Origin of the sequence: Promicromonospora umidemergens, assembly GCF_024171995.1 — a bacterium.
GTDB lineage: Bacteria > Actinomycetota > Actinomycetes > Actinomycetales > Cellulomonadaceae > Promicromonospora > Promicromonospora umidemergens.
This window is the reverse complement of the sequence record NZ_JAMTCT010000007.1, coordinates 201,742-220,713: the sequence shown is the minus strand read 5'-3', so window position 1 is coordinate 220,713 and position 18,972 is coordinate 201,742. Positions and strand designations below refer to the sequence as shown.

General features: G+C 72.6%; 17 protein-coding genes. 10 read left to right on the top strand and 7 right to left on the bottom strand.

Features of this window, described 5'->3' with window-relative positions; translation table 11 throughout:
• Position 1 precedes the first annotated feature (1 nt).
• On the bottom strand, positions 2 to 529 hold the full coding sequence (locus APR04_RS14330; RefSeq protein WP_253871306.1) for an O-acetyl-ADP-ribose deacetylase: 528 nt from the start codon (positions 527 to 529) through the stop codon (positions 2 to 4).
• Positions 526 to 978, bottom strand: a complete 453-nt coding sequence (locus APR04_RS14325) for a GNAT family N-acetyltransferase (protein WP_253871304.1) — start codon at positions 976 to 978, stop codon at positions 526 to 528. The genes APR04_RS14330 and APR04_RS14325 overlap by 4 nt, the downstream gene beginning before the upstream one ends.
• A gap of 227 nt (positions 979 to 1,205) precedes the next feature.
• On the opposite strand from APR04_RS14325, the gene APR04_RS14320 reads away from it, so the two are divergent.
• Complete coding sequence (locus APR04_RS14320) at positions 1,206 to 3,077, top strand: HNH endonuclease (RefSeq protein ID WP_253871302.1); 1,872 nt, start codon at positions 1,206 to 1,208, stop codon at positions 3,075 to 3,077.
• 127 nt (positions 3,078 to 3,204) lie between these two features.
• Here APR04_RS14320 and APR04_RS14315 read toward each other — a convergent pair whose 3' ends face one another.
• The 3 genes from APR04_RS14315 to APR04_RS14305 all read right to left on the bottom strand — a co-directional run bounded on the left by APR04_RS14315 (position 3,205) and on the right by APR04_RS14305 (position 7,416).
• Complete coding sequence (locus APR04_RS14315) at positions 3,205 to 4,437, bottom strand: DUF6596 domain-containing protein (RefSeq protein WP_253871299.1); 1,233 nt, start codon at positions 4,435 to 4,437, stop codon at positions 3,205 to 3,207.
• Positions 4,438 to 4,452: 15 nt separating this feature from the next.
• Positions 4,453 to 4,836: a YciI family protein gene (locus tag APR04_RS14310; protein ID WP_253871298.1), complete on the bottom strand. Its 384-nt coding sequence runs from the start codon at positions 4,834 to 4,836 to the stop codon at positions 4,453 to 4,455.
• A gap of 90 nt (positions 4,837 to 4,926) precedes the next feature.
• A complete protein-coding gene (locus tag APR04_RS14305; RefSeq protein WP_253871297.1) occupies positions 4,927 to 7,416 on the bottom strand; it encodes a DNA gyrase/topoisomerase IV subunit A in 2,490 nt (829 codons plus the stop codon).
• Positions 7,417 to 7,613: 197 nt separating this feature from the next.
• Between APR04_RS14305 and APR04_RS14300 the strand changes: the two genes are divergently transcribed.
• From APR04_RS14300 to APR04_RS14280, 5 genes are read left to right on the top strand one after another with little or no spacing between them, the layout of a single operon-like run.
• On the top strand, positions 7,614 to 8,069 hold the full coding sequence (locus tag APR04_RS14300) for a hypothetical protein (protein WP_253871296.1): 456 nt from the start codon (positions 7,614 to 7,616) through the stop codon (positions 8,067 to 8,069).
• Between the two features lie 36 nt (positions 8,070 to 8,105).
• The gene (locus APR04_RS14295; RefSeq protein ID WP_253871295.1) at positions 8,106 to 10,853 is read left to right on the top strand and encodes a bifunctional acetate--CoA ligase family protein/GNAT family N-acetyltransferase; all 2,748 of its coding nucleotides are present in this window, start codon (positions 8,106 to 8,108) and stop codon (positions 10,851 to 10,853) included.
• A 34-nt stretch (positions 10,854 to 10,887) separates the two neighbouring features.
• Entirely contained in the window at positions 10,888 to 11,466 is a 579-nt protein-coding gene (locus APR04_RS14290; protein WP_253871294.1) for a DUF5998 family protein, read from the top strand.
• Positions 11,463 to 12,656 carry an alkaline phosphatase family protein gene (locus tag APR04_RS14285; RefSeq protein WP_253871293.1) on the top strand — a complete coding sequence of 398 codons (1,194 nt, stop codon included), beginning with the start codon at positions 11,463 to 11,465 and terminating at the stop codon, positions 12,654 to 12,656. Before APR04_RS14290 ends, APR04_RS14285 begins: the two co-directional genes overlap by 4 nt.
• Before the next feature lie 10 nt (positions 12,657 to 12,666).
• Positions 12,667 to 13,299, top strand: coding sequence for a thymidine kinase (locus APR04_RS14280; protein WP_253871292.1), 633 nt, complete (start codon positions 12,667 to 12,669; stop codon positions 13,297 to 13,299).
• Positions 13,300 to 13,304: 5 nt separating this feature from the next.
• On the opposite strand, the gene sepH is transcribed toward APR04_RS14280, so the two are convergent.
• Positions 13,305 to 14,483, bottom strand: a complete 1,179-nt coding sequence (gene sepH / locus APR04_RS14275) for a septation protein SepH (protein WP_253871291.1) — start codon at positions 14,481 to 14,483, stop codon at positions 13,305 to 13,307.
• A 119-nt stretch (positions 14,484 to 14,602) separates the two neighbouring features.
• Here sepH and APR04_RS14270 point away from each other — a divergent pair, with 119 nt between their 5' ends.
• Both APR04_RS14270 and APR04_RS14265 read left to right on the top strand, forming a co-directional pair.
• Positions 14,603 to 15,466: an inositol monophosphatase family protein gene (locus APR04_RS14270; protein WP_253871290.1), complete on the top strand. Its 864-nt coding sequence runs from the start codon at positions 14,603 to 14,605 to the stop codon at positions 15,464 to 15,466.
• Between the two features lie 312 nt (positions 15,467 to 15,778).
• On the top strand, positions 15,779 to 16,078 hold the full coding sequence (locus APR04_RS14265) for a DUF4193 domain-containing protein (protein ID WP_253871289.1): 300 nt from the start codon (positions 15,779 to 15,781) through the stop codon (positions 16,076 to 16,078).
• Between the two features lie 82 nt (positions 16,079 to 16,160).
• Here APR04_RS14265 and APR04_RS14260 read toward each other — a convergent pair whose 3' ends face one another.
• The gene (locus APR04_RS14260) at positions 16,161 to 16,622 is read right to left on the bottom strand and encodes a DUF3093 domain-containing protein (protein WP_253871287.1); all 462 of its coding nucleotides are present in this window, start codon (positions 16,620 to 16,622) and stop codon (positions 16,161 to 16,163) included.
• Positions 16,623 to 16,700: 78 nt separating this feature from the next.
• Here APR04_RS14260 and dut point away from each other — a divergent pair, with 78 nt between their 5' ends.
• Together dut and APR04_RS14250 are read left to right on the top strand one after the other, a co-directional pair.
• Positions 16,701 to 17,177 carry a dUTP diphosphatase gene (gene dut / locus APR04_RS14255; RefSeq protein ID WP_253871285.1) on the top strand — a complete coding sequence of 159 codons (477 nt, stop codon included), beginning with the start codon at positions 16,701 to 16,703 and terminating at the stop codon, positions 17,175 to 17,177.
• Positions 17,178 to 17,318: 141 nt separating this feature from the next.
• Complete coding sequence (locus tag APR04_RS14250) at positions 17,319 to 18,893, top strand: RNA-guided endonuclease TnpB family protein (RefSeq protein WP_253871283.1); 1,575 nt, start codon at positions 17,319 to 17,321, stop codon at positions 18,891 to 18,893.
• Positions 18,894 to 18,972 lie beyond the last annotated feature (79 nt).

Here is an 18,972-nt window from a genome sequence, read left to right as displayed (position 1 = left end):
CTCACCCCGCGCGCAGCGCGGCCTCGAACACGTCCCGCGCCCGTTCGTCGAGGACCACGAACCGGATGTCCTCGATGCTTGCCGCTGGGTGCTCGGCGAGCCAGCTGCGGCAGGTCGCCACGGCGATGCGGGCGACGTCAGCCGCCGGCCAGCCGAAGGCACCCGCGCTCACCGCGGGGAAGGCGACCGACCGGACGTCGAGCTCCGCGGCGACGTCGAGCGACCGTGCGAAGCACGACGCGAGCCGGGCCGGATCGTCCTGACCGCGGTGCAGGTTCGGCCCGACCGTATGGATCACCCACGACGCCGGCAGGTCGAAAGCCGGGGTCGCGACGGCGTCGCCGATGTCGAGGCCGTCCCGGTGAGAGGTGTTGCGCAGTCTCCGGCACGCCTCCAGCAGACGCGGTCCCGCCGCGGCATGGATGGCCCCGTCGACCCCTCCGCCACCCAGGAGCATGGAGTTCGCCGCGTTGACGACGGCGTCGGCCTCGACGTGGGTGAGGTCGCCGATCTCGACGGAGACGCTCATGCGCTGACCTCCCTGGCGTCGGCTCCGGGACCCCGACGTTCCATCCACCTGTACCCGTCGTCGACGGGTGCCCAGCCGAACTGCTCGTAGAGGCCGTGGGCGTCGGCGGTCGCGAGCAGCGTACGACGCAGCCCGAGCGGCTCGATGTCGGCGACGACGCCCGCGACCAGCAGCTTGCCGATGCCCTGCCCGCGCAGGCCGGGGTCGACGATGACGTCGGCGAGCCAGGCGAACGTCGCGCCGTCCGTCACGACGCGCGCGAACGCCACCTGCTCACCCGTGCCGCTGCGGAAGACGCCGTAGGGCCGGGAACCCGCGATGGCGGCGTCCATCACGTCGCGCGGCCGGTCCTTGGCCCAGTAGGTGTGCCGGGAGACGAGCTCGTGCACGCGGGCGGCGTCGATGCGGGTGGGGTCGGTGGAGAACTCGTAGGTCGAGACGTCGTTCATGGGCTGGAGTCAACCACTGGACACTGACACCGGCCGAGGGGATTACCGGCCCGAGCACCATGGCGGTGAGTGCCGGGTGCCGCTACACGCGGAGAGTGGCCCTCGCATCTTCTTCTGCGGACGGCAGAAGTTGGGGCACGTGTCGGTGGTGGGAACATATGATCGAACAAGTGTCCTTCGCTTTTATGTATACCGATAGGATATCGGCTCGGGGAGGTGGGGTTAGCATGGACGATGGGCGGCAGTACGTGGACATGAGCAGCGTGCTCCTGGATGACCCGGCCGGGGACGACCGGGTCCTGGGTGAGCTCGCCGTGCGGGACGGCATGGAAGTGCGTGTGGTGCCGCACGAAGAGGTTCCCGCCTGGGTCCTGGACGCCCCGCCCGACAGCTGGCCTGTCGTGGCACCCGACGGCCTGCTGGGCAGCGCGCCGCAAGACGCGCCGGTCCGGCCGCCGGAGGGCGTGCCGGTGGCCCTGTGGCCGGTCGAGGTGCTGCAGCACGCCATGTCGGGTGCACCGGGTGCGCGGCTGGCGCGGGTGGTTGCGGAGGTTTCCGGCCCGGATGCCGACCTGCTGGCCGACCTGTCCGACGACGCGCTGGGTGACCTGGTGAGCGCGTGCGGGCGCCTGCAGTCCTGGGCGGCCGGTGTGCAGGCCCGGGCGGTAGCGCAGCGCGCCGCGCGAGAGACCCACCCCTTGGCCCACAGCTCTCTGGTCGGCCAGGTCACCACAGAGCTGGTGGTGACCGACCCCGAGGCCACCGAGGTCGTGGTCCGTGCCGAGTCTGGTGCCCGGCACCCCACTGTCATCGCGGCTCTGGAGGCCGGGCGGATCGACGTGCGCAAGGCGCACACCCTGCTGCGCAGCGCCTCCCAGCTGACCGTGGCCGAGCGCGCCGAGGCGATCGCCCGGTTCCTTCCCCGCGCCCCGCGCCGCACGTGGCGGTGGCTCCAGACCCGGATGCTCGAGTTCGCCAAGGCCCGTCACGGCGCTGCGGAGACCGCCAGGGCTGCGGCCGAGCGGCGTTGCGTGCAGCTGGACCGGGCGGAGAACGACATGGGTTGGTTGTCGGCCTACCTGCCCGCTGTCGACGCGGCAGCCGTCTGGGGCGTCGTGGACGACATGGCCCACCAGCTGCAGCACGCCGTGGGGGAGGACCGCACCCTCGGCCAGCTCCGCGCCGACTCGTTGACCGGCATCATCACCGGCCGCCTCCTGCCCGCCGACCGCTACACGGACACGAGCACGAGCACGGACAGCGGCGGCGGGCGGGGCTCCGAGGACTCCGGCAGCGTCGACAACGACTCGGACAACGACTCCGACAACGACTCCGACAACGTGGACGGACCGGTCTGTACGTGCGGTGGCCGGGCGCCCGTCGTGGAGCGGGTCGTCCAGGAAGTGGTGCAGCTGGTGCGGGTCACGCCCACCCGCCCCGTCGTCCGGGTCACCATCTCGGCCAGCGCACTGCTCGGCCTGGACGACGCCCCCGGTGAGCTGCGCGGCTTCGGCCCGGTTCCCGCTGACGTCGCCCGCGCGGTTGCCACGGACGCGACCTGGCAGCGTCTGCTCACTGACCCGAGCACCGGGATCCTTACCGACTACTCCACCACTGCCTACCGACCCGGCAAGGTGCTGAGTGCCGCCGTGCAGGCCCGCGACGACACCTGCACGTTCCTCTTCGGATGCGACAGTCCCGCCGCCTGGGACGACCTTGACCACATCGTCCCGTTCGACCACGACCTCGACCCGGCCACCTCGCCGCCCGGTGCCCCAGGGCAGACCCGGGCCACCAACCTCCAGCCACTGTGCCGTAGGCATCACCTCCTGAAGACCCATGCGGGCTGGGGTGTCGTTCGCGATCCGGACACCGGGGTCACGACCTGGACCACGCCCACCGGGCGTCAGCACGAGCGGCCACCGACCGTGCTGGACCCGCACGTCGAGCTCGGTGAGGTCGATCCCGACACCAGCGGGGACCTCAGCCTCCGAGCGCTCACTGGCCAACACCTGCCCCGCAGCTACACCACCGCCGGATCAGCAGACGCACCCGGCGAGCCCGGCCCGCCGACTGACCCGAGCGCGCCGCCGTTCTGACCGGAGGGTCGCGTCGGCGGTCGAGGGTCGGCCGTGGAGGGCCGGCCGTGTGGAGGGTCGGTGTGGAGGGCGGCGTGGCGCCTGCGACAGGGGGCGTCGAGTGCTGTGCGCTCGCGGTGGAGGGCGGCTAGCCGGAGTGCCGGCGGCAGAACTCGCGCAGCGGGCCGGCCGGAAGCACGTCCAGCAGCTCGCGGTACCGGCCTGCCGCCTCCTCGGTCCGGCCGGTGCGCCGGGCCAGGTCCGCCAGGGCGAGGCTCGCGTCCCGGGCGGCATATGGCGGTCCGTCGGCGACCAGCTCGTCGAGGTCCCGTTCGACCGGACCGAGGTCGCCGCCGTCGCGCACCGCGAGCCGGCCCAGCACGACCAGGTGCGCCACCCGCGCCGCCGGCGACGGCCACGCCTGCAGCAGCGCGTCGTAGAGCTCGGCCAGCCGGGGCCAGTCCGTGTCCGCCGCGTCGCGAGCCGCCGCGTGCACACCGGAGATCGCGGCCTCCAGGGCGAAGCGGCCCGGCAGGTGCCCGGGTGGCCGCGTGCGGCCGATCGCCGCGGTGGCGTCGGCCAGGCCGGCTGACAGGAGCCGCTGGTCCCACGCCGACCGGTCCACCTCGTCGAGGGTCAGCGCGACGCCGTCGCGCACGCGCCCGGGACGCCGGGCAAGGCCCAGCCGGCACACGGAGCGCAGGCCGAGCACCTCGGGTTCGTCCGGGTACTGGGCGACGAGCGCCTCGGCGAGCGTCAGTGCGTCGCGGGCCGGATCCTGCGTGGCGTCGGCGGGCTGCAGCGCGTCCCGCTGCCCCACGGTGAACAGGCCCGCGACGCAGGCCAGCACGACGGGCAGGCGGGCGGCCCGTGCGGGGCCGTCGGGCACCACGAACTCGCCACGGGTACGGGCCAGCGCGGACTTGGCCCGGGTGAGCCGCGCGGCCGCTGTGGCCTCAGCGATGCCGAGGTGGCCCGCGATCTGCCGGATCGTGAGTCCGCAGACCACCCGCATCGCCAGGACCAGCTGCGCGCCCGGGGCGAGGGCGTCGTCGCAGGCGACGAAGAGCAGCGCCACGCGGTCGTCGAGATCGTCGCCCGGTGCGGTCGGCGCATCCACCGCGTCCACCTCCGCGCGCGCGATCTGGGACTGGATCCGGGCGAGCACCGCCTGGTGCCGCACCGTGTCGAGCCACGCCCGGCGTCCGACCCGGACACACCAGCCGACCAGGTCGTCGATGGTGCCGTCGGGCTGCGCCGCGGCGCGCGCGAACGCCTCGGCGGCGTACTCCTCACCGCTGTCCAGGCTGCGCGTGGCCACGGCGAGCGACCGCACCACCTGGGGCCAGGCGGTGCGGAACGCCGCGGGCTCGATCGGCACGACCCGCGCCACCTCCTAGGAGCCGAAGTTCAGGACCTTGCGCCACTCGACCACGTTGCCGCTGGGTACGAGCGCCGCGATCTTGCGCGCGGTGGCCTCGTCGCACTCGACCTCGTAGTAGCCGGTGATGACCTCGTTGGTGTCCGCGAACGGGGCGTCGGTGTAGACCGGCTCGGCACCGACCTTGCCGGCTGCCACCCAGCCGCCGTACCTGGCGTTCTGCAGGGCGTTGCTGCCGGTGATCTTGGCGCCCAGATCGGCGACAGCCTCCTGGAAGCGTCGGTGCGTCGCCATGTCCTCGTCCTCGGACAGGTCCGGGGTCTGACCGTCGTCCTTGGGGAGGTAGGCGTCCGAGTCCCAGTCGGACTCACGGATCAGGAACATCCAGGTGTCGGTCATGTCGAGCTCCTCGTTCGTGGGACGTTGACACGCCTTGGACGGGCGAGCCGCGCCGGAATCGACACCTCCCACGAAAATACTCTCGCCGGATCAGCCGATCACCGCGACCGGCGCCGCGATCGGGGTGCCGGACCCGTCACGTCGCTCGTCCACGTCGGGCAGCTCGACCGGCTGGCCGCCGGCGCCGAGCGCACGCGGGGGAGTGGCACCCACCCAGGCCAGGACGAGACCGTCCTCACCCTTGAGCAGGCGCTGGGACCGCACACCACCCGTCGCGCGGCCCTTGCCCGGGTAGAGGGCGAACGGCGTCACCTTGCCGGCGCCGGGCTCCACCCCCGGCAGCGAGTCGGCCGCACCGGCGATGGTCACGACGGTGGCGTCGACACCGGCCGGAACCGCGCCGAAGAACACCACCCGCCGGTCGGCCGCGAGCTTGATGCCCGTCATGCCGCCCGCCGCGCGGCCCTGCGGCCGCACCGCGGAGGCCGTGAAGTGCAGCAGCGCCGAGTCGTCGGCCAGGAAGACCAGCTCGTCGTCGTCGGAGACGACTGCTGCGCCCACCACGGTGTCACCCTCCTTGAGGGCGATCACCGGCCACTCGTCGCCCTTGGCCGGGGCGTCCGCCGGCGCTATGCGCTTGACGATGCCCTGTGCGGTGCCGACGGCGATGGTTGGTGCTTCCGGACCGAGCGCGGTCACGGTCTGTACGGTCTCGCCGCGCTCCAGCTCCACGAGCTCGCTGACCGGGATTCCGCCGGACAGCGACGGCGCGCCGTCGGTGGGCGGCAGCGACGGCAGGTCCAGCACGGAGATGCGCAGCATGCGTCCGGCCGACGTCACGAGGCCCACCTGGCCGCGGGTGGTCGCCACCGCGTCGCCCCGCAGGGCGTCGTGCGCCGCGCGGTTGCCGGCGCGCGGCACCGGCGCGTCGTCCGGGAGTCGCGCCAGCAGGCCCGTCGCCGACAGCAGGACGCGCGTGGGGAGGTCCTTGATCTGCAGGTCCAACGGGTCAGCCTGGCCTCGACGTCCGTTCGTCCGCCCGTTGGCCGGCGCGACCGCTACGGAGCCGACCGACCCGCCCGCTGCGTCGAGCAGCACGGTGCGGCGCGGCGTGCCGTAGGTCCGGGCCACCTCGCCCATCTCGGTGCTGACGACGCGGCGCAGCAGCTTCTCGTCACCGAGGATCTGCTCGAGCTCGGCGATCTCGCGGCGCAGCTCCTCGGCCTCCTTCTCCAGCTCGACGCGGGAGAACCTGGTGAGGCGGCGCAGCTGCAGGTCCAGGATGTAGGAGGCCTGCGGCTCGGACAGGTCGAAGATCTCGCGCAGGCGGTCGCGGGCGATACCGGCGTCGTCGGACGTGCGGATGATCTGGATGACCTCGTCGATGTCGACGATCGCGACGAGCAGGCCGTCCACCAGGTGCAGCCGCTCGAGGCGCTTGTCCAAGCGGTGCTGCGACCGGCGCCGGACCACGGAGATCCGGTGGTCCACCCAGACCCGCAGCATCTCGAGCAGACCGAGGGTGCGCGGCTGGCCGTCGACGAGGGCCACGTTGTTGATGCCGAACGAGTCCTCGAGCGGCGTCACCCGGTACAGCTGCTCCAGCACGGCGTCCGGGTCGAAACCAGTCTTGACCTCGATGACCAGGCGCATCCCGTGCGTGCGGTCGGTGAGGTCCTGCACGTTGGTGACGCCCTGGATGCGCTTGGCCTTGACGCCGTCGGCGATCTTCTCGATCACCTTCTCCGGGCCCACGAGGTAGGGGAGCTCGGTCACGACGATGCCCTTGCGGCGCGGGGTCACGTTCTCGATCCGCGCCGTGGCGCGGGTGCGGAAGCTGCCGCGGCCGGTGCGGTACGCGTCCCGCACGCCGTCGAGCCCCACGATCTTGCCGCCCGTGGGCAGGTCGGGGCCGGGTACGAACCGCTGCAGGTCCTCGAGCGTCGCCTCGGGGTTCTTGATCAGGTGCTGCGCTGCGGAGACGACCTCGACGAGGTTGTGCGGCGCCATGTTCGTGGCCATGCCGACCGCGATGCCCGCCGCGCCGTTGACCAGCAGGTTCGGGATGGCGGCAGGCAGCACCTCCGGCTGGGTGAGCTTGTTGTCGTAGTTCGGCACGAAGTTCACGACGTTCTCGTCGAGCCCCGTGGTCATCGCCATCGACGACGCCGCGAGGCGCGCCTCCGTGTACCGGGGCGCCGCGGGGCCGTCGTCGAGCGAACCGAAGTTGCCGTGCCCGTCCACGAGCGGCAGCCGGAGCGAGAAGCTCTGCGCCAGGCGTACCAGGGCGTCGTAGATGGGAGCGTCGCCGTGCGGGTGGAGCTTGCCCATCACCTCGCCCACCACCCGCGACGACTTCACGTGCGCGCGGTCGGGACGCAATCCCATGTCCGACATCATGTAGAGGATGCGGCGCTGTACCGGCTTGAGGCCGTCGCGCGCGTCCGGGAGGGCCCGCGAGTAGATGACGGAGTAGGCGTACTCGAGGAACGAGGCCTCCATCTCCGCAGCGACGTCGATGTCCACGACCTTCTCGTGGATCTCGCTCTCGTCGAGCGGCTGCGACGGCTTGCGCGCCATGGTTCGTGGAGCTCCTGGAATCTGGGGGTGGTCTCGGACAGGCAAACCGTACCGCGCGCCGCCGACACTCCGGTGGCACCTCGCTGACACGGCGTCCGAGGACACGGCCGACGACACGGCCGACGACGCGTCCGACATCACACGAGGTCACGGCTGAGACATGTGCCTTTTCGTGGCGCACCTGGCACTATTCGGGTATGCCCGAAATGCCACTGGCCAGCAGGTCGACCACCCTGCCCGGTTGGCTGGTCCGCATCGGGCTCGCCTACGGCGTCGTCGGCCTCAGCGTGGTGCCCGTCCTGGTGTTCGGTGCCCTCGTGACCTGGTGGATGCAGTCCTGGCAGTGCGCCCAGCAGGAGTGGGGCTGCCTGGAGGAGGGCATCACCACGTGGGCCGGCCTGTCGGTGCTCGCCGCCGTGCTCCACATCGTCGTCGCGATGCGGCTCGGCCTCGGCGTGGTGCACGGCCTGGTGGTCGTGGCTGTCGCAGCGGTGTCCGCGAACGTGGCCCCGGCGCTCGGCGCGTGGCTCCTGCTCGGGGCGGGGCCCGCCGTAGCCGCCATCCTCACCGCGTCCGGCCCGAACCGCCGCCAGCGCCTTGTGCTCGTCGGCTTCGCCGTGATGCTCCTCGCAGGCATGGTGCTGGTGCGCTGACACCGCCCGGACCCGTGTCTGGATAGCCTTGGTCCTGTGGACCAGCCAGAACGGGTCGGCAGCGTGCGTCTGCCCTACTCGACCCAGTACCCGGTCGAGTGGGAGGCGGACGTGGTGCTGCGCGACGGGTCCACGATCCACGTGCGCCCGATCCGCCCCGAGGACGCCGACGCGATCCAGCGCTTCCAGATGGCCCAGTCGGAGCGCTCCACGTACCTGAGGTTCTTCGCCGCGCTCCAACGCATCCCCGACCGGATGCTCACCCAGCTCGTCACCGTCGACCACGTGCGCAGGACGGCACTGGTCGCCGTGCGGCCGGGTCCGGCCGACGGCGCGGACGACGCCGTCGGTCCCGACCGGACCGAGGACGTCGTCGGCGTCGCACGCTACGACGTGACCGACGACCAGCCAGGGCGCCGCACCGCGGAGGTCGCGTTCAACATCGCAGACGCCCTCCAGGGCCAGGGGCTCGGGTCCGTGCTGCTCGAGCACATCGCCGCCGCCGCACGCGAGCGCGGCGTGCACCGCTTCATCGCGGAGGTACTGCCCCAGAACCGGGCCATGCTCGGCGTGTTCCGGGAGGCCGGCTACGCCGTCGAGCAGCACCTGGACGACGGCGTCGTCACGGTCTCCGTCGACCTCGACCCGACCGACCGGTCCCGCGAGGTCATGGCCGACCGCGAGCACCGCACCGAGGCCCGGTCCATGCAAGGGCTGCTCTCGGCCCGCCGGGTGCTCCTGGTCGGTCCCGCCCAGGGCGGCACCGTCGACGAGCTGCTCGCCGACCGCGTCCGCGAGGCCCACGCCGCCGACCCCGGCGACACCGAGCTCATGGTGCTCGGCGACGACGTGGCCTGGGCGGACGTCAGCGAGGTGGACCTCGCGGTCGTCGCAGCTCCCCCCGACGAGGTGCTCGACGCCGTCCGGCGTCTGCGCGGCGCGGGCGCTCGCGGCGTCGTCGTGCTGTCGGCTGGGTGGGCCGAGGCGGGGCCCGACGGCGTCGCACGCCGCCGCGAGCTCCTGCGCACCGCGCACACCGAGGGCATGCGGGTGGTCGGGCCCGCCAGCTACGGCCTGCTCACGAACGTGCCGGGCGCGAGCCTGCGCGCGAGCCTCGCGCTCACGGCGCCGAGGCCCGGCCGCGTCGGCCTGTTCAGCCAGAGCGCGCCCGTCGCCGTCACGGCCAGCGAGACGGTCAAGCGCCGCGGCCTCGGCCTGTCCACGCTGGTCTCGGCGGGACACCGGGCGGACGTGTCGGGCAACGACGTCATGCAGTACTGGCAGGACGACCCGCACACCGACGTCGTCTGCCTGTACCTCGAGACGCTCGGCAACCCCCGCAAGTTCTCGCGCATCGCCCGGCGCCTGGCACTGGTGAAACCGGTGATCGTGGTCGTGGCGGGCCGGCACGGGAGCGTGGTGCCGCCCGGGCACACGGTGCGCGCCACGCGCGCACCGCGGCGGATGCTCGACGAGGTGCTGCGGCAGTCCGGCGTGATCCGCGCGGAGAACACGCACCAGCTCATGGACGTCGCGCAGGTGCTGGCGCACCAGCCGCTGCCGGCCGGCGGCCGGGTGGGGATCCTCGCGAGCTCGCCGTCGCTGGCGGCGCTCGTCGCCGACGCCGTCGCGGCGGCCGGCCTGACCGTCGTCGGGCCGCTGGAGCCGCTGTCCGCCGGTGCGCCCGACGACGAGATCGCCGCCGCCGTCGACGCCCTCTACGCGCCCGGTGCGTGCGACGCCGTCGTCGTGGTCTCGGTGCCAGTGGTGCTCCCGCGCACCGACGCGCTGGCCCGGGCGGTGGCCGACGCCGCAGCCCGGACCGGCCGCACCACCGTCGTCAGCGCGCTGGGCCTGCACGGCATGCCCGACGAGCTCGCGTCCGGCGACGTCCGGGTCCCCGCGTTCTCCACGCCGGAGGACGCGGTCCGGGCTCTCGGGGAGGTCGTGCGCTACGCGCGGTGGCGCACCCAGGACCACGGCTCGCCGGTCCGCCCGGCGCTGCGGGAGGGGGCGTCCGACGGCGCCGCCCGCGCCCAGGCGCGGACGCTCGTCGAAGCCCTGCTCCGCCGCGACGAGTGGCCGGACGACGGCACCGTCCTTGACCAGGACGAGGCCGCCGAGCTGCTGGCCTGCTACGGCCTGTCCCTGTGGCGTGCCCGGAGCGTGCGCACGGCGGACGACGCCGTGGCCGCCGCCGAGGCGCTGGGCTGGCCGGTGGCGCTCAAGATCGCCGCACCCGCGCTGCGCCACCGGGCCGACCTGGGCGGCGTGCGCCTCGACATCGCCGACGCCGAGGACCTCCGGGAGGACGCCGAGCGGATGCTCGCGGCGGCGTCGTCCCTGCTGCCGGCGCCCGACCCGGTGCTGGAGGTGCAGGCCATGGCGCCCACCGGCGTCGCCTGCGTGGTGCGGTCGGTCGAGGACGAGCTGTTCGGCCCGGTGGTGTCGTTCGGGCTGGCGGGCGACGCCGTCGACCTGCTCGACGACGTGACGCACGGCGTGCCGCCGCTGACCGACGTCGACGTCGCGCGCATGGTGCGCGGCGTCAGGGCCGCCCCGCGCCTGTTCGGCTACCAGGGCGCGCCGGCCGCCGACGTCGCGGCGCTCGAGGACGTGCTCGCGCGGGTGTCGGTCATGGCGGAGGACCTGCCGGAGCTGGCGTCCCTCGAGCTGTACCCGGTCGCGGTGGCGGAGCGCGGCGCGGCGGTGCTGCACGCGACGATCCGGCTGCGACCCGCCGAACGCCGGACGGACGCGCTGCGGAGGGCTCTTCCGGGCTAACGGCCAAGGCCCCTCTCGTGGGATGATGCCAACCGTGCCCCATGCCCCTACCGATGCCCGTGACGACCTGACCGCCCACCTGCACCGGGCCGGCTACTACCCGGAGCTGGTCGCGGACGTGCTCGACGTCGCGCTGGCCGACGAGGAGGTCGTGGCCCACCTCGTGCAGGCGGAGACCACCTTCGACTCGGAGGTGCGCCGTCACCTCACGGTCCTGGTGCTGACGCCGACCCGCCTGGTCACCGCGCACGTGGACGACCACGCGGGAGAGGACCCGGAGCGGCCCGGATCGGCGTCGGCCACCACGGAGGTCGTGCCGGTGCGCGAGATCCGCTCGGTGGCGCTCACGCACGTGATCGCGGACCCGGAGCGGTACCCGAAGCGCGCGGCGACACGCGAGGTCACCCTGGCGATCGGCTGGGGTGCCGTGTCGCGCGTCGACCTGGAGCCCGCCACGTGCGTCGACCCGAACTGCACCGCCGACCACGGCCTGACCGGCCAGGTCACTCCGGACGACGTGGTGGTACGGGTCTCCAGCGAGGCAGAGGGCGACGCGGCGGTCCGCGCAGCGGTGAGCTTCGCCGGCGCACTGTCCCGGGCCACGTCTGCGTGACGGCGCCGAACCTGCCCGACGGCCTGGTCGCGCCGTCCTACGACACCAGGAGCCTGGCCGCGGTGCTGCCTGCCGCGGCGGGCGCTCTCGGCCACGACCTCACCACCGCCACCGGCCTCACCGCGGCCGGGTGCCGTACGGCCCTCGCCCTGCCCGACGCCGACCGGGTGGTGGTCGTGCTCGTGGACGGGCTCGGCATCCGCAACCTCGCCGAGCGCGGGGGCCACGCGCCGTTCCTGCGCGGTCTCCTGCGTGAGCGGGACGACGACGCCGCGACGCTCACCTCCAGCTTTCCGTCCACCACCGCCGCCGGCCTGAGCACCTTCGGCACGGGCACCGCTCCCGGTCGTACGGGCATGCTCGGCTACACCCAGCGCAACCCGGAGACGGGCCGGCTGGCGTCCCTGGTGCAGTGGCGGGACCTCGGCGACCCCGCCGACCTGCAGCGGGAGCCCACCGTGTTCGAGAAGCTCGCCGCGGCTGGCACGCGCGTCACGGCGCCCGGCCCGGGCAAGTTCGCCGGGTCCGGCATGACCCAGGCGGCGCTGCGCGGCCCCGCCTACGTCGCCGCGGAGACGTTCGAGCAGCGCGTGGACGCCACCGTCACGGCCCTGCGGCAGCCCGGGGACGCGCAGCGTCTGGTCTACCTGTACCAGGGCGACGTCGACAAGACGGGCCACGGCCACGGGTGGGACTCGTGGCAGTGGGGCGACGCGCTGGAGTCCACCGACCGCGAGCTGCGCAGGCTGCTGCGCAGCGTCCCGCGTGGCACCCTCGTGGTGATCACGGCGGACCACGGCCAGATCACGGCCGACCTGAGCACCCAGTGGGACGTGGCCGCAGACCCGGCGCTGAAGCCCGGCGTCGCGATGGTCGGGGGCGAGCCCCGCGCGCTGCACGTCTATGCGGACCAGGGCGCCGACCCGGCCGACGTCGCGCACCGCTGGGCCGAGCGGCTGGGCGACCACGCCGTCGTCCTGCGGCGGGAGCAGGCGGTGGCCGACGGCTGGTTCGGCCCGGTCGCCGAGCACGTGCTGCCCTCCGTCGGCGACGTCGTGGTGGCCATGACCGGCGCTGCCACAGTCGTCGACTCACGGGTGCACTCCGCGAACGCGCGGGCGCTGCCCGGCGTGCACGGCTCGCTCACCCCGCACGAGATGCTCGTGCCGCTTCTCGTGGCCGTCTCGTAAGGAGTACCCCGTGGCCGAGCTCGTCTTCTTCTCCGGGACCATGGACTCCGGAAAGTCCACCCTCGCCCTCCAGACCGACCACAACTATCGCGCCCGCGGGCGCGCGGGGCTGATCTTCAGCCGTGGTGACCGGGCGGGGCAGGCCCGGGTCTCCAGCAGGCTGGGGCTCGACGTGGCCGCCCACGAGGTGACCGACGACACCGACTTCTGGGCCGAGATCAGCAGCAGGCGCTCCAGCGGCGAGGCCGTCGACTACCTCGTGTGCGACGAGGCGCAGTTCTACTCGCCCGAGCAGGTGGAGCAGCTCGCCCGGCTGGTGGACGAGATGGAGATCGACATCTTCGCGTTCGGCATCACCACCGACTTCCGTACCCGGCTCTTTCCCGGCTCCGCCCGCCTCATCGAGCTCGCCGACCGCATCGACGTGCTCCAGGTGCAGTCGCTGTGCTGGTGCGGTGCGCGCGCCACGCTCAACGCGCGCACCGTCGACGGCCTCATGGTCACCGAGGGGGAGCAGGTGGTGATCGGCGACGTCGGCCGGGGCGAGGTGGCCTACGAGGTGCTGTGCCGACGGCACCACATGCGCCGGATGACGGCGCTGACCGCGCGCCGCCGCTCGGCCGACGAGTCGCTCTGGGGGTAGCTCGGCTAGACCTCCGGGCGCGAGCCGAACACGATCTCGTCCCAGCTCGGCACCTGCGCACGTGACTTACGGCCGCGCTTGGCCGACGGCCGCTTGGACGGCGCCGGGTCGGCCGGCGGCTTCTCCGGCACCTTGTCCGGCACGGGTTCGGGCGCCTGGTCCTGCTCGGCCTGCGGCACCGGCCGGGCGTCCTGCTCCTGACCGGCGTCCGGCTGCTGCTCCGCGCCTGCCTCCGCGCCTGCCTCCGGGGCGGAGATCTCCCACTGGCTCGCCGCCTCCCACTCGAGACCGGCGGGGGAGTCGGGCACCTGGACCGACGGCGTCCTCTGGCGCGACCCGCCGCGCCGCGCCCCGATGTCGACGACGGCGGCGGACGGCTCGTGCTCGGGGTCGTCCCGCGGCGGCGCGCCAGGGCCGTCCAGGTCGAGCTCCATCAGGTCGGGCGGCTCGGCGTCCGGGGTCCGGCGCCGCGCGGGCCGCTGCCCGCGCCGCTCCGACAGGTTGTCGAGCAGGAGGTCGGTGTCGTCCTGCTCGGGCGGCGCGGGCCGGGACGACGGGTGCTGGTTGCCGCGGTGCGGCGGCAGGGCCGACACACCGGCGAGGGCCGGACCGTCGTCGTCCTGGGGGAGGCCGAGCCAGCGCGCCTCGTCGTCGAGCGCCGTCACGAAGCCACCGCGCGGCTCCAGCGACCAGCGGGCCACCCGGGGCCGCTCGGCGGCCTCGAACTCGACCTGCACCAGCCACGGGTGGGTGCCCTCCCGGGTGGCGCTCCACCGGGCGTCGTCGGGCCGCACGCCGCGCGAGCGGAGGCGCTCGTCGGCGACCTCCCCGAGCGTGGTGGCGCCGTCGTCGTCCGTCAGGACGGCCTTGGCCCGGACGCGCGCGATCGAGTGCTCCCGCTCGGAGATGACCGGGTACTCGAAGCGCCGGACGTGCTCGATCGGCAGGCCGGAGGCCTCGGCGAGCGCCTCACAGGTCTCGCCGGCGCGCAGGCGCGCCTGGATCTCGCGGGGGCGGAGCGTCGACACCTCCTGGGCACGGATCGACTCCATGCGGGGGCGGTCACCCCGGAGGGCGGCACGCAGGGCATCGGTGATGGGCAGGGTGCTCTGGACGCCGTCGCGCGCAGCAAGGACGAGTCGTTCACCGTCCTCGTGCAGCCGTACCAGCTCCAGCTCGTCCATGCCAGTCCTCCCGGGTAGTCCTGTGGGCCGAGCCTGCCACCGCGGGGCGGCCGTGCGGCGCAGGCTCGTCGGTGTGCCGCGGGATAGTCGCTGGCACACGCTTGGGGCAGGATGGGTCCGTGATCTCACCCGCACTGCCCGAGCTGCCCGACGGCGTCACCGTCACCGCCCTCCGCGACCTCGCCGTCCGCCTCGCGACGGCTGCCGGTGCCCTGGTGCGTGAGGGTAGACCGGATCGCGTGGTGGTCGCTGCCACGAAGTCGAGCGAGGTCGACCCGGTGACGGTCATGGACCGCGCCTCCGAGGAGCTGCTGCGCGAGATGATCGCCGCGGAGCGCCCCGACGACGCGATCATGGGCGAGGAGGGCGACGACGTCGCCGGCACGAGCGGGCTGACCTGGGTGCTCGACCCGATCGACGGCACGGTGAACTACCTGTACGGGGTCGCCTCGTGGGCCGTGTCCGTCGCTGTGGTGGCCGGCCCGCCGGAACCCGCGACGTGGACCGTCCTGGCCGGGTGCGTGCACAGCGTGGCCGACGGTCGGACCTGGTCGGCCGGGCTGGGCGAGGGCGCCACGCGTGACGGCGCTCCCGTCCGCGTGGGCAGCGCCACCTCCCTCGGCGCCTCGCTGCTGGGGACCGGCTTCGGGTACGACGCCGAACGCCGCGCCGAGCAGGGCCAGGTGCTGGCCCAGGTGCTGCCGAAGATCCGGGACATCCGGCGGCTCGGTTCGGCTGCCATCGACCTCTGCCTGCTCGCGGACGGCTCGATCGACCTGTACTACGAGCGCGGGCTCAACCCGTGGGACATGGCGGCGGGAGCCGTGGTGGCCACCGAGGCGGGGGCCGTGGTGACCGGTCTGCGCGGTGGGCCGGCAGGCAACGCCATGACGGTGGCCGGACGGGCCGATCTCGTCGCGCAGCTCGCCGGGATCCTCGAGGCGGCGGACGCGGACGGAGCGAGATCTTCCGGGATCCGGTGATCTATTTTTTCTGACACGGTCGTGGGACTGCTGTCACTGCCGACGCCGACCGAAAGCCGGTCAACACCACGTCGATGCAGGTCACGGCATACGTGACCGGGGTTACACCGGCAGATGTAGCGCGCCGATGCGAAATGGTGCACAATCCGTGGGCCGACTCGGGAACAAATTCGGGGCCGTGTGCATTATCTGCGCGTACACCCGCAACGGACGCCGTTTGACGGCGCTTGCGGTGACCCGGCCGGGGCGGCGTCGAATCCCCGGATGTCCCGAACCCTTCCGGCGCGACCACTTACCGACGGAGAACACCACATGGCAACTGACTACGACGCCCCACGCAAGACCGATGAGGATGTCGAGCAGGACTCGATCCAGGAGCTGCAGGCACGTCGATCTGACAAGTCCTCGGGCGTTGTGGACGAGGACGAGACCGAGGCGGCCGAGGGCTTCGAGCTCCCGGGTGCCGACCTGTCCGGCGAGGAGCTCGCGGTTCGCGTGCTGCCGCGACAGGCGGACGAGTTCACGTGCTCCAGCTGCTTCCTCGTGCACCACCGCAGCCAGCTGGCCTACGAGAAGTCCGGCCAGATGATCTGCACGGAGTGCGCCGCCTGATCCACCAGGCGTTCGAGCACTGACGACACGACCGGGCTGTCATGCATCGCGTGGCAGCCTTCGTCGTGTCCGGGCTCAGACTCTATTCGTAGGGCGCAGGCTCTGTCTGGATCGCCTGAGCCAGCAGCTCAGGGCGACGGGTGGAGATGAGCCAGTAGGGGGTGGGGTCGGCCGGGTCGTCGAGCGCGACCCGCACCCCGGTCCGGGCCCACGCACGCAGGCAGACGTAGGCGCGCGCGTCGAGGCCAGGACCGAGCTCGTGCCGCATGGCGGCGACATCGAGGTCCTGCGCGGGGCCGAGCAGCGAGACCGGTACCCGGGCCCGTCCGGCGCGCAGGACGCCGTCGGACACCTCGACGACGGGGGAGGTCGCCGCCAGGGCGACCGCCGACCCGACGCAGACCAGCAGCCCGACGACGATCGCAGCGGGCACGTGCACCGGCCACAGCGCGATCGCCGCGATGGCGCCCAGACCGACCGTGCCGAGCCAGCCACCGGGACCGGGGAGGAGACGCTCGTGGAAGGTGAGGGTGGTCGCCGTCATGAGGCCATCATTCCAGGCCCGCGGGTCCGCCCGAACCCTCTTGCGGCGTCGCGGGCCGAGGTGGCGTACTCTTCCGGCGTGCCCACCCCTGCGCCAGGCGACGACGGCAGCACGGTCGACGTGCTCATCCGCCTCCTCGACGACGTCCCCGTCCCCTCCTACGCGCATCCCGGTGATGCCGGCGCCGACCTGGTGACCACGGTCGACGTCGAGCTCCCGCCGCAGGGCCGGGTGACCGTGCCGACGGGGGTGTCGATCGCCCTGCCGGACGGCTACGCGGCGTTCGTGCACCCGCGGTCCGGGCTCGCGGCGAAGCACGGTGTCACCATCGTGAACGCCCCCGGCACGGTCGACGCGGGCTACCGTGGCGAGATCAAGGTGACGCTGCTCAACACCGACGCCACCGAGGCGGTCAAGCTGGTCCGTGGCGACCGCGTGGCGCAGCTCGTGGTCCAGCGGGTCGAGCGGGCGCGGTTCCTGCCCGCAGAGACCCTGCCCGGGTCGCACAGGGGCGACGGCGGCTTCGGCTCCAGCGGCGGTTTCGCGGGGCGCTGAACGTCGCGGTGCGATGGCCTATGCGGCCCTTGTTCTGCGGTCCGAGTTGATGAAACAGGCGTATCGGGAGATCCATTGGTCGGGTGCTGTACGAGCGTGTGTGTCAGTGGCGGGTGGCACGATGCTCCCGTGGCTAGGCATATGTCATTCCGGTTCTGCCTCGACCTGTCGGTCGAGCAGGAGCGTGTGCTGTCCCGGCACGTGGGTGCGGCGCGGTTCGCGTTCAACCAGACATTGCGCCTGCATCACAACGCGCGCGCCATTGCCGGCCCTGGCACATCTCGGGTGCCGTGGACGGGCATTGATCTGATCAACGCGTTCAACCGGTGGAAGCGGTCGGCGGATGCTGGGCGCCGGTTCCTGGTCGGCACCGACAGGACTGCGCGCGTGGAGGCGACGGGGCTTGTGTGGCGGGACCAGGTGTCAGCCCAGGTGTTCGAGGAGGGCGCGGTCGATCTGGGTCGGGCGCTGAAGGCATGGAACGAGTCTCGTACCGGTGCCCGCACGGGGCCGCGGGTGGGGTTTCCTCGGTTCAAGAAGAAGAACCCGACGGGTGGGTCGTTCCGGATCCGGAACAAGCCCCACGGTGGCCGCGCAGGTATTCGTGTTGGCGACGGGGACCGTCGCCGGTCGGTGAGTCTGCCGAAGATCGGCACGTTGCGTGTGCGGGAGGACACGCGGCGGCTGCGCAGGATGATCGCCACCGGCCGCGCGCGGATTCTGTCCGTGACGGTGTCCAGGGGTGCAAACAGGTGGTGGATCTCGATCACTGTCGAGGCTGCGGACTTGCACCCGGCCCATCGGCACACCACCTGCGCGGTTCACAGCCTCGAACGGCGCGGTGCTGACCAGGACATCATGCCGACTATGCCAAGCGCACAGGTTGGGCAGGGCTGGGTGGGAGTGGATCGTGGCCTGCATGCCCTGGTCGTCGCCGGAGAACTCGACGGGACCGAGGTGCTGCGGGTCGACAACCCGCGAACCTTCCGGCGCGGGCTGCCGCGCCTACGCCGCCTGTCCAAAGTCGTGTCACGCAAGAAGAAGGGATCGAAGAACCGTCGTGAGGTTGTCGTCCGCCTGGCTCGGCAGCACGCTCGGATCCGGAACCGCCGCCGACACGTGCTGCATCAGGTGTCCAACCAGCTGGTCAAGAACCACGCCCGGCTGGTCCTGGAAGACCTGAACATCACCGGTATGACCGCCAACCCTCGTCTGTCCAGCGCTATAAGTGATGCGGCGTGGGGCGAGCTGGCCCGGCAGATCAGCTACAAGCAGAGGTGGCGTGCCGGAAAGGTCATGATCGCCGACCGGTGGTTCCCCTCGTCCAAGACGTGCTCGTCATGCGGCGCTCTGCGTAAGGTCTTGACGCTCAAGGAGCGCACGTTCGAGTGCGGGCACTGTGGGCACGTAATGGACAGGGACCTGAATGCCGCCGTCAATCTCGCCGCCTGGGCCGAGAACCACACCCCCACCGTCGAAGACGGTGCGGGGCGTGGTGTTGCCCGGGCCGGGGACCGTCAAGCAGCCGGCCCCGTCGTCAACGCCTACCGACAGGACACCCCCACCCGTTGTGACGCCCAGCGTCACAACGGAAAGGACCTGGATGACGTAGGAACCGACCGTCAGACGCGTCCGCGGCCCGATGGTTGGACGCCCGAGAAGGGCGGTGTTCGGCCGGCCATAGGGCTTGTGGAACACGCTGTAGTCTGTAAGTAACGGGTAGATAACGCCGCTGTGCGAAGCAATCGCGGGCGGCCGAAGAGCGAACAATGAACGACGACGAAGGAGCGTGGCT

Excerpts from the sequence above, each read along its gene's own strand:
- APR04_RS14330 (WP_253871306.1), bottom strand. The coding sequence starts at position 529 with ATGAGCGTCTCCGTCGAGATCGGCGACCTCACCCACGTCGAGGCCGAC.
- APR04_RS14325 (WP_253871304.1), bottom strand. The coding sequence starts at position 978 with ATGAACGACGTCTCGACCTACGAGTTCTCCACCGACCCCACCCGCATC.
- APR04_RS14320 (WP_253871302.1), top strand. The coding sequence starts at position 1,206 with ATGGACGATGGGCGGCAGTACGTGGACATGAGCAGCGTGCTCCTGGAT.
- APR04_RS14310 (WP_253871298.1), bottom strand. The coding sequence starts at position 4,836 with ATGACCGACACCTGGATGTTCCTGATCCGTGAGTCCGACTGGGACTCG.
- APR04_RS14305 (WP_253871297.1), bottom strand. The coding sequence starts at position 7,416 with ATGGCGCGCAAGCCGTCGCAGCCGCTCGACGAGAGCGAGATCCACGAG.
- APR04_RS14300 (WP_253871296.1), top strand. The coding sequence starts at position 7,614 with ATGCCCGAAATGCCACTGGCCAGCAGGTCGACCACCCTGCCCGGTTGG.
- sepH (WP_253871291.1), bottom strand. The coding sequence starts at position 14,483 with ATGGACGAGCTGGAGCTGGTACGGCTGCACGAGGACGGTGAACGACTC.
- APR04_RS14265 (WP_253871289.1), top strand. The coding sequence starts at position 15,779 with ATGGCAACTGACTACGACGCCCCACGCAAGACCGATGAGGATGTCGAG.
- APR04_RS14260 (WP_253871287.1), bottom strand. The coding sequence starts at position 16,622 with ATGACGGCGACCACCCTCACCTTCCACGAGCGTCTCCTCCCCGGTCCC.
- APR04_RS14250 (WP_253871283.1), top strand. The coding sequence starts at position 17,319 with ATGTCATTCCGGTTCTGCCTCGACCTGTCGGTCGAGCAGGAGCGTGTG.